The 7,718-nt window shown below is 39.3% G+C and carries 11 protein-coding genes and 1 pseudogene; 8 read left to right on the top strand and 4 right to left on the bottom strand.

What is annotated here, in order from left to right; all coding sequences use genetic code 11:
- Nucleotides 1–201, bottom strand: a pseudogene (locus F607_RS31260) (IS982 family transposase); the annotation flags it as partial.
- 267 nt (nt 202–468) lie between these two features.
- Complete coding sequence (locus F607_RS0122815) at nt 469–843, bottom strand: response regulator (RefSeq protein WP_027709925.1); 375 nt, start codon at nt 841–843, stop codon at nt 469–471.
- A gap of 118 nt (nt 844–961) precedes the next feature.
- On the opposite strand from F607_RS0122815, the gene F607_RS0122820 reads away from it, so the two are divergent.
- The 3 genes from F607_RS0122820 to F607_RS0122830 all read left to right on the top strand — a co-directional run bounded on the left by F607_RS0122820 (nt 962) and on the right by F607_RS0122830 (nt 3,295).
- Complete coding sequence (locus F607_RS0122820) at nt 962–1,480, top strand: hypothetical protein (RefSeq protein ID WP_157365574.1); 519 nt, start codon at nt 962–964, stop codon at nt 1,478–1,480.
- Between the two features lie 117 nt (nt 1,481–1,597).
- A complete protein-coding gene (locus F607_RS0122825; protein ID WP_027709927.1) occupies nt 1,598–2,242 on the top strand; it encodes a hypothetical protein in 645 nt (214 codons plus the stop codon).
- A 357-nt stretch (nt 2,243–2,599) separates the two neighbouring features.
- Nucleotides 2,600–3,295 carry a hypothetical protein gene (locus F607_RS0122830; RefSeq protein ID WP_027709928.1) on the top strand — a complete coding sequence of 232 codons (696 nt, stop codon included), beginning with the start codon at nt 2,600–2,602 and terminating at the stop codon, nt 3,293–3,295.
- 349 nt (nt 3,296–3,644) lie between these two features.
- Here the strand turns inward: F607_RS0122830 and F607_RS0122835 are convergent, their stop codons facing one another.
- On the bottom strand, nt 3,645–3,944 hold the full coding sequence (locus F607_RS0122835) for a hypothetical protein (protein WP_027709929.1): 300 nt from the start codon (nt 3,942–3,944) through the stop codon (nt 3,645–3,647).
- A 121-nt stretch (nt 3,945–4,065) separates the two neighbouring features.
- Here F607_RS0122835 and F607_RS35925 point away from each other — a divergent pair, with 121 nt between their 5' ends.
- A complete protein-coding gene (locus tag F607_RS35925) occupies nt 4,066–4,275 on the top strand; it encodes a zinc ribbon domain-containing protein (RefSeq protein WP_338112641.1) in 210 nt (69 codons plus the stop codon).
- Between the two features lie 128 nt (nt 4,276–4,403).
- Here F607_RS35925 and F607_RS0122845 read toward each other — a convergent pair whose 3' ends face one another.
- On the bottom strand, nt 4,404–4,601 hold the full coding sequence (locus F607_RS0122845; protein ID WP_027709930.1) for a cold-shock protein: 198 nt from the start codon (nt 4,599–4,601) through the stop codon (nt 4,404–4,406).
- 130 nt (nt 4,602–4,731) lie between these two features.
- Here F607_RS0122845 and F607_RS36200 point away from each other — a divergent pair, with 130 nt between their 5' ends.
- The 4 genes from F607_RS36200 to fghA are packed head-to-tail and all read left to right on the top strand — an operon-like array spanning nt 4,732 to nt 7,491.
- Complete coding sequence (locus tag F607_RS36200; RefSeq protein ID WP_420864445.1) at nt 4,732–4,959, top strand: phage terminase large subunit family protein; 228 nt, start codon at nt 4,732–4,734, stop codon at nt 4,957–4,959.
- Nucleotides 4,960–4,990: 31 nt separating this feature from the next.
- Nucleotides 4,991–5,449 (top strand): terminase gpA endonuclease subunit, encoded by a 459-nt coding sequence (locus F607_RS36295; RefSeq protein WP_478206604.1) that lies wholly within the window; start codon nt 4,991–4,993, stop codon nt 5,447–5,449.
- Nucleotides 5,450–5,496: 47 nt separating this feature from the next.
- Entirely contained in the window at nt 5,497–6,609 is a 1,113-nt protein-coding gene (locus tag F607_RS0122855; RefSeq protein WP_027709932.1) for an S-(hydroxymethyl)glutathione dehydrogenase/class III alcohol dehydrogenase, read from the top strand.
- A 39-nt stretch (nt 6,610–6,648) separates the two neighbouring features.
- On the top strand, nt 6,649–7,491 hold the full coding sequence (gene fghA, locus F607_RS0122860) for an S-formylglutathione hydrolase (RefSeq protein ID WP_027709933.1): 843 nt from the start codon (nt 6,649–6,651) through the stop codon (nt 7,489–7,491).
- Nucleotides 7,492–7,718 lie beyond the last annotated feature (227 nt).

Raw genomic sequence — 7,718 nt, forward strand, 5'->3', positions numbered from 1 at the left:
CCAATGTTCGCGAAAATACCGCCAGATATGTGTATCTTCATCTAGCCCAAAAAACTCGCCGATGAGCTCCATTGCAATCACTTCAGGATCAGAAAGGGAAGGCATAGTCCCTCGTTCACGTAATCGCTGGCCTTTAAGTAAATCATTAAAGGTATCATCAACCCAGCAATAAACTGCTATGATAAACTCTTCTACTGACATCCCCTGTCCCTTTGAATTTGTTTCGGCAAAACAAAGGTTGGGGTCAGGGGTTGTCATTTCAAACTAATAAAAGTCGAGCATCGTGTTAACTTTAGTAAATTGTATCTAAGTAAGTTATATCTAAAAAATTATTTACAGTATTTGTTAAATAAGTCTTCACTTCGATATATATTCAAAACGAAGAGTATAAGACCATTCTTTAAGTCTCCTTTTGATAAAACCTGTATATTGCCACTAGTCCTATGCGGGAGATGGTGGGAAATAAGTTCACTGGTTAGCTTCTTCTAGAAGCTGGTCTATCGTGCTCGCCAGCTCCTTTTTGTCAACAGGCTTGACCAAATACCCTTTGGCTCCTTGCTTCTTACCCCAGATGATATCTGTTTCCTGATCTTTTGTTGATAGGATCACTACTGGAATATGTTTGGTGCGTTCATCTTTAGTGATTTTTCTTGTGGCTTGAAATCCATTCATGTTAGGCATAACTATGTCCATCAGAATCAGGTCTGGCAAAATTTCAATTGCTTTTTCAACACCCTCTTCACCGCTTTGGGCAGAATATACAGTGTGTCCAAACCCTTCAAGAATTGCTTTATGCGCTTCTATCATTGTTATTGAGTCATCTACGATTAAAATTCTTGCCATGGAGTAAAACCCTTGGGAGCTTGTTTAAGTAATAACAAGCATGTTGCCTATTTATGTACATTTTAGTTATTGATTAGCCAGATTGCTAAGTGCAAGCAATAAAATAGATAAATCGCTAGTGATGTACTTAGATGCTGATAGCTTGCCACCAAATTGGCAGTCTTACGAGATGGAGCCAGAAACCCAAGCTATAGGAGACAAGGGAGTACCCAAAATCACCTCAGATATGGTTGCTGGCGCATGTGCTGGACTAGACCGTATTCCGTATCTATTGGTTAGAATTAAGTATTCAGGCGATGCTAGCGTAATCAATGAGTTGGCAGAGCTGATCTGTAGAAGGAATGATTACCAAAGTACGCAAACCAGACACCTAATGAGGGCTGCGGTTTATGAGGTAGTGTCAGATAATATCTGTAAGTTTTGTAATGGAACAGGCGTTACTCGACGTACTAAGTGCAAGAGCTGTGACGGCTCAGGGCACAAGCCACCGACCGTTAAAGAGATTTCTACCCTGACGGGTATCCCACAAACCACGTATTTCCGTAAGTGGAAGGAGGTGTATCAGAACACTGTGGCAGCGCTTCATAAAGAAGTTAAAATTGGGGTTAGACATGTTTCAAGCAAGCTTTTTCATTAATTATTGTTAATTTTTCATCATTAAACTTTGTTAATAAATAATAAAAAATATTGTGGTTGAAAATAGTTAATTTAGTATTTACGGATCAAGTTGATATCTAATTAGTTAGGAGTAACTATGAATTATACTAAATTACTAGCTGGCCTGATGGTTGGCCTGTCACTATCTATCAGCGTATTCGCTGAAGAATCAACCCCTCAGCCAATCACTTTATATGGTGGATTTACGTTAGAAAGGAATGGAAGTTTTACCAGTACTGCTAACTTGAGCTGTACTAGTGGCCTTGAAGTGAATGTAGTGGAAAAAGCTTCCAGCTCAAGTTTGGTATACCTATCTATTAACCCACGTAAAGATTGCGGACTTATACCTTTTAAACAAGAATTTACAGTTAACTTGAAAGAATTGCTTGTTTATGACGGCAAATCAACTAACGGATTGGATAAGAAGTTTATTGTTACAAACCCAATTATCCTGGATATAAACCATACTGAAGAGCCAGTAAAAACTGAAAATAAGTTGCTGAAGAACGGAACAACGAGAGAAGGTCACGAATACATAGTAAAACAGCTAGGAATCAAAAAAGTATCTGAAATTAATCCAGATAGCTTCGAATTTGAAGATGCTGTGGTAGATGAAATACAGCTTGTTAAACGTGAAGTAAAGGGTAAAAGGTATCGATTTAAGAACGCTTGTGAAATTAGATATAAAAGACCTGGTCACTCTACTAAATATGAAACATGCTTTGTAAATTTGGATAGTTAATTATTGACTCAATGGAGTGGATATGGAATAATATTTTCCATACTGAGAGAACTATATTTTAAGGTTAAGCCTCGCTAATACAGCGGGGCTTTTTTTGCCTAAAAATAAAATCAATGGCATACCTATAGTAAAAATTGTATTAACTGCTTTATTAAGACTAAGCGTCATGACAAGATAAAATTTGCGACAAAATGGTGATTTATACGACAATCTGTATATATATAAAAAAATAAATACTGGATTTGTAGTATTGAAAGGTGCTTAGTTTGATGATTTAATGATCCTGCTACACTTCAATTATGAAAATAAATATTAAGAATTAAAAATATAGCAGCTCTTAAGTGTAAGGAATCACACATGAAGTTAAGTTATAATTGGTTAGTGGCCCTAAGTGTTGGTGCTCTCTTAGGAGCAAATGCTTATGCACAAGAACTAAACCCATCGTCATTAAGCGTAGAAAATAATAGCATAACTAGGTGGGCTGGTGTTTATAAAACCACCACAGAGTGGTGGGAAGGTACTTATAGCCCTCTAAAAGTTTTCTATAATGGACAAATTGAGTTAGCAGGAACTTTAATTACTCCTGAATATGATGCTAGCACTAACACAGTTTCATTTAATTGGATAAAAGTTAAAGACCACAAAGTACGTGCAAAGTTTAGCTTTTCCGAAGATAGCAGTGGATTACCATTACTTAGTGGAACTATTAACCCTAGAGCACAAGATGGGCCTGTTGGGTTTGAAGGAAAGCGTATTGCTTTAGTACCAGAAATAACAGCTTTCGTTGGAACTTATGAGACAGATGCAACGTGGTGGGGTGGCTACTTTAGTCCCTTAAAAGTTAATTATGATGGCACAATCTCCATCGCTGGTCGACTAATTACACCTAGCTATGATGCCTCTAGCAAAACCGTTTCATTTGAAAAAACACAAATTAAAGACACTATAGCTAAAGGAAAAATGACTTTTTCTACAAGTGGCTTTACTGGAACAATCAACCCAAGAGCACAAGATGGACCTGTAGAATTTACAGGACAGAAAGTCAATAATTAAATAACAAATATTATTGATAGCGTGGAATGGATATGGAATAATACTTTCCATACTGAGAGAACTATATTTTAAGGTTAAGCCCCGCTAACACAGCGGGGCTTTTTTATAGCAAAAGCGAATGGCAGGGCATTTCGCTGAACTTATTTATGTAACTAAAGAAAATGAGTTTTATCTTCCCTCCCTCGGTAAGCATGTGTCAGATTAATTTTAAGTCTTATACACATGCCTTCCGAGCGAATGAGCATATTCTAAAGGGTGAATATAATATACAGTATTACTAATACTCTGGTGCGATAGTGTAAACAACTTCTGGAGCTGGTTTTGCACGGCTGGAGGCAGAAATAAATAACTAATTGTTACCAAACTCTTGTACTAGAGACTTACTTTCTCGTGGATTAAGCTTAATAGTTGCAACTAGACGAGAAGGTCCCCAATCTGGTAAGTCATACTTCCATTGTTTTACTTCAACTGAGTTAACTGAATCAGTATTTCTCAAGGAAACACTTGTAGGATAAGTTCTGGCAATTAATAGTGCACCAGTATGATAACCTGCTTTAACCTTACCATGATGGTAATATGCATCTTGTTGCTGTTCAAAGTTTGACTTATCAATTGTTGTTTCAACATTTGCTTCAATAACTTCAGACATTGTCGTATTCCTTTAATGATTCAAGAGTTTAACTATGTGGATAGCAGCTGCTAATCACTAGTTAAATTTAGAATCTTTTTCGCTATTACCAATTACACTTCATTACACCTATTTTTTAGTTATATACACTAGTCAGAAATGCGCTCAGTGTGGGCATGTCGAAAAGGCAAATAGAGCATCACAAGCACGTTTTGAGTGCCAGTCTTGCGGATATACCGCGAACGCTGACATTAATGCAGCCATGAATATTTTAGCAGCAGGGCATGCCGTGATAGCGGGTGGAGCAGAGCCATTAGGCACTGCGGTGAAACCTGAACCGCTCGTAGCCTAGCTATGGGAATCACCGTCCTTCAGGTCGGTGAGGATGTCAAGTGGGGGATATGCTGACGTCGAGGAGTTGAAGTACCTAACGGAAGGCTTTGAAGATGCGCCGCTGCTCCAATAGGTACTTAAGCTTTATTAGCTCACAACTTGAACGTTGATAGCACAAGGTCCTTTCTGGCTTTGGCCTACTTCAAACTCTACTGTGTCACCATCGCGTGGCGCATGGCCTTGAATATCATTTTTATGGAAAAACAAGTCTTTACTGCCATCGTTAGGAGCGATGAAACCAAAACCTTTAGTTGTGTTAAAAAACTTAACTGTACCTGTGCTCATTCTATTCTCGCGTTTATTGATTTCAGCATGTTTTATAGAGGTTAAAGAGCAATAAAGCAAACGATTTCTACTATTACTGCTGGTTAGAGACAAGTATCAGACAGAAGGGAATGAGGGTGACCCCGTACGGTTGGCAGAAAAGCGAACCACCACGGCACATAACCGGAAAATCATTTCAGGCTCTACGCCGACCATTGCCGACGCCTGTCGTATTGAAAAAAGTTTTAATCGCTCGGACCAGCGTTATAACCATGTGCCTTGTCCGCACTGTGGTCATTTTCATGTGTTGGAATGGACGAATTTACACTGGGAAAAAGGCCAACCCTACACCGCGCACTTTGTCTGTCACAGCCTGTGATAACGCCATTGAGGAAAAACACAAAGGGCCAATGGTCGCTAAAGGTCAATGGCGTTCCCTGAAATTATTTGGCTGCTGTGAAGAAGAACAGAAGCCCAAACGCTGGGACATAAAAGGTCGTCTTCGATGCCGCCATTACCAACAACCCCATGTGATTCACCATGCAGGTTTTCATATTTGGGCGGCGTATTCACCGATGTCCAATGCCACCTGGCCCAAAACTGTGGAAGAGTGGGAGGAGGTGAAAGGCGATCCTGAAGAAGAAAAAACCTTTATCAATACAGTGCGTGGTGAGACCTATCGAGAGGACACCATTGAAGTTGAATGGAAAGATCTCTATGAACAACGTGAGCCGTATGGTGATGAATATGATGGCAAGGTACCTGAAGGAGTACGGTTTTATCAACTCTCAAACTATTTTATACACAGTTACTCTGCTTATATGACTGATAAGTCGTCAATTGATATTGTATGTTTTAAAACTCTATAATTTAGAAAAATACATGTGTGCACTGTCTAAATGGAGTGAACTAAAAAATGATTAAAACACGTGCAGCTGTAGCCTGGGAAGCAGGAAAGCCATTGTCGATAGAAACAGTGGATCTTATGCTCCCAAAAGAAGGTGAGGTTCTAGTAAGAATAGTAGCGACGGGAGTTTGTCATACAGATGATTATACATTGTCAGGAAAAGACCCCGAAGGTGTTTTTCCTGCTATTTTAGGGCATGAAGGGGCTGGAGTTGTAGAGCAAGTTGGCCAGGGTGTGACAAGTGTAAAACCCGGAGATCATGTAATACCACTGTATACGCCTGAATGTGGTGTGTGTAAATTTTGTACCTCTGGTAAAACGAATCTATGCCAGGCGATTCGTAGTACACAGGGACAAGGGTTAATGCCTGATGGAACAACCCGCTTCTATAAGGATGGTAAGCCTATTTTTCACTATATGGGGACTTCAACTTTTTCAGAATATACTGTTTTGCCAGAAATAGCCCTTGCAAAAATCAGTAAGGAGGCACCATTAGAAAAAGTTTGTCTCTTAGGTTGTGGCATTACAACAGGTATGGGAGCAGTAATAAATACAGCTAAAGTTAAAGAAGGGGATACAGTTGCTGTATTTGGATTAGGTGGTGTGGGCTTATCCGCTATTATTGGCGCACGTATGGCAAAGGCTGGTCGTATAATTGCTATAGATATTAATGAAGATAAATTCTCGATTGCAACGCAGCTTGGTGCTACAGATGTCATTAATCCAAAATCCCACGATAAATCCATTCAGGAAGTCATCATTGAAATGACTGACGGTGGCGTCGATTTTTCCTTCGAGTGTATCGGCAATGTTAATGTAATGCGTTCTGCGTTGGAATGTTGCCATAAAGGTTGGGGTGAATCGGTAATAATTGGAGTAGCAGAAGCTGGAGCTGAAATTAATACACGGCCTTTTCAGTTGGTTACAGGGCGGGTATGGCGTGGATCGGCTTTTGGTGGCGTAAAAGGAAGGTCTCAGTTACCAGATTATGTAGAAAAGTATTTAAAAGGCGAGTTTGAGTTAGATACATTTATTACTCATACAATGCCATTAGAAGAAATAAATACTGCTTTTGATTTGATGCATGAAGGTAAGTCGATTCGAACAGTTATTCACTTTTAGTTTGTCAATTATTAAAAACCAGCCATCAGGAGTTTGGTTATGGTATTAGAAAAGCTGGCGGATAATTACTGTTTTAAGGGACATCAACAGCGTTATAGTCATTACTCATCAACGTTAAACTGTCAGATGACATTCTCAATTTACTTGCCCCCTCAGGCATTAATGGGGCAGCCAGTACCTGTAGTATATTGGTTATCGGGATTGACATGTACTGACGAAAACTTTAACCAAAAAGCAGGTGCTCAACGTGTAGCGGCTGAGTTAGGTATTGCGTTGATAATGCCTGATACAAGTCCTCGCGGAGATAATGTTCCAGATGATCCTGATGGGCATTATGACTTCGGGCTTGGGGCTGGTTTTTATGTCAATGCTACTGAGTCCCCGTGGAATAAGCATTACTTAATGTATGATTACATTGTGAATGAGTTGCCTTCCTTGGTTATGAAAGAATTTCCACTCAGTGATCGTTGGAGTATTAGTGGTCATTCTATGGGCGGGCATGGTGCATTGATGATAGCATTAAGAAATCCTGACAGGTTTAAATCGGTCTCAGCGTTTGCACCCATTGTAAATCCAGTAGATTCTCTCTGGGGGAAAAAAGCATTTCGACATTATCTTGGTGAAAGCACAGCCTTGTGGGAAGCTTATGATACTTGCTGTATTTTAAAGCAAGAGAATCTGACTAAAGTTCCGATTTTGTTGGACCAAGGCAGTGAAGATGAGTTTTTAGTGAATCAACTGAAAACAGATCGACTAAAAGATATTTGTGATGCTATTGATTATCCTTTGGAGTATAGGCTGCAGTCAGGGTATGATCATAGCTATTATTTCATAGCCTCATTTATTGAAGATCACTTAAGATTTCATAAACAGTATTTATAATTTTTAGTTTGAGTTTCTATACCCATAGCGTTTGAGAATTAGGTTTAATCTTTTGATTTAACAAGGGAAATTGTATATCCTTTGCGACCATGAAAGGATTTTGGCTCACAGAAGAAGAATTAAAGGCGTTGCGCATAGCTCACAGGGCTGAGCGCAATCGTCATGCAGCGTATAAAATCAATGCAGTGATTTTGCTTGGTAGCGGATGGAAGCTAAACCAAGTTAAA

The sequence above is a fragment of the Zooshikella ganghwensis DSM 15267 genome (assembly GCF_000428585.1).
Lineage (GTDB): Bacteria > Pseudomonadota > Gammaproteobacteria > Pseudomonadales > Zooshikellaceae > Zooshikella > Zooshikella ganghwensis.

What these genes read in the sequence shown, in the direction of transcription:
- F607_RS0122815 (WP_027709925.1), bottom strand. Translation starts at nt 843, where the DNA reads ATGGCAAGAATTTTAATCGTAGATGACTCAATAACAATGATAGAAGCG.
- F607_RS0122825 (WP_027709927.1), top strand. Translation starts at nt 1,598, where the DNA reads ATGAATTATACTAAATTACTAGCTGGCCTGATGGTTGGCCTGTCACTA.
- F607_RS0122830 (WP_027709928.1), top strand. Translation starts at nt 2,600, where the DNA reads ATGAAGTTAAGTTATAATTGGTTAGTGGCCCTAAGTGTTGGTGCTCTC.
- F607_RS0122835 (WP_027709929.1), bottom strand. Translation starts at nt 3,944, where the DNA reads ATGTCTGAAGTTATTGAAGCAAATGTTGAAACAACAATTGATAAGTCA.
- F607_RS0122845 (WP_027709930.1), bottom strand. Translation starts at nt 4,601, where the DNA reads ATGAGCACAGGTACAGTTAAGTTTTTTAACACAACTAAAGGTTTTGGT.
- F607_RS36295 (WP_478206604.1), top strand. Translation starts at nt 4,991, where the DNA reads ATGGTCGCTAAAGGTCAATGGCGTTCCCTGAAATTATTTGGCTGCTGT.
- F607_RS0122855 (WP_027709932.1), top strand. Translation starts at nt 5,497, where the DNA reads ATGATTAAAACACGTGCAGCTGTAGCCTGGGAAGCAGGAAAGCCATTG.
- fghA (WP_027709933.1), top strand. Translation starts at nt 6,649, where the DNA reads ATGGTATTAGAAAAGCTGGCGGATAATTACTGTTTTAAGGGACATCAA.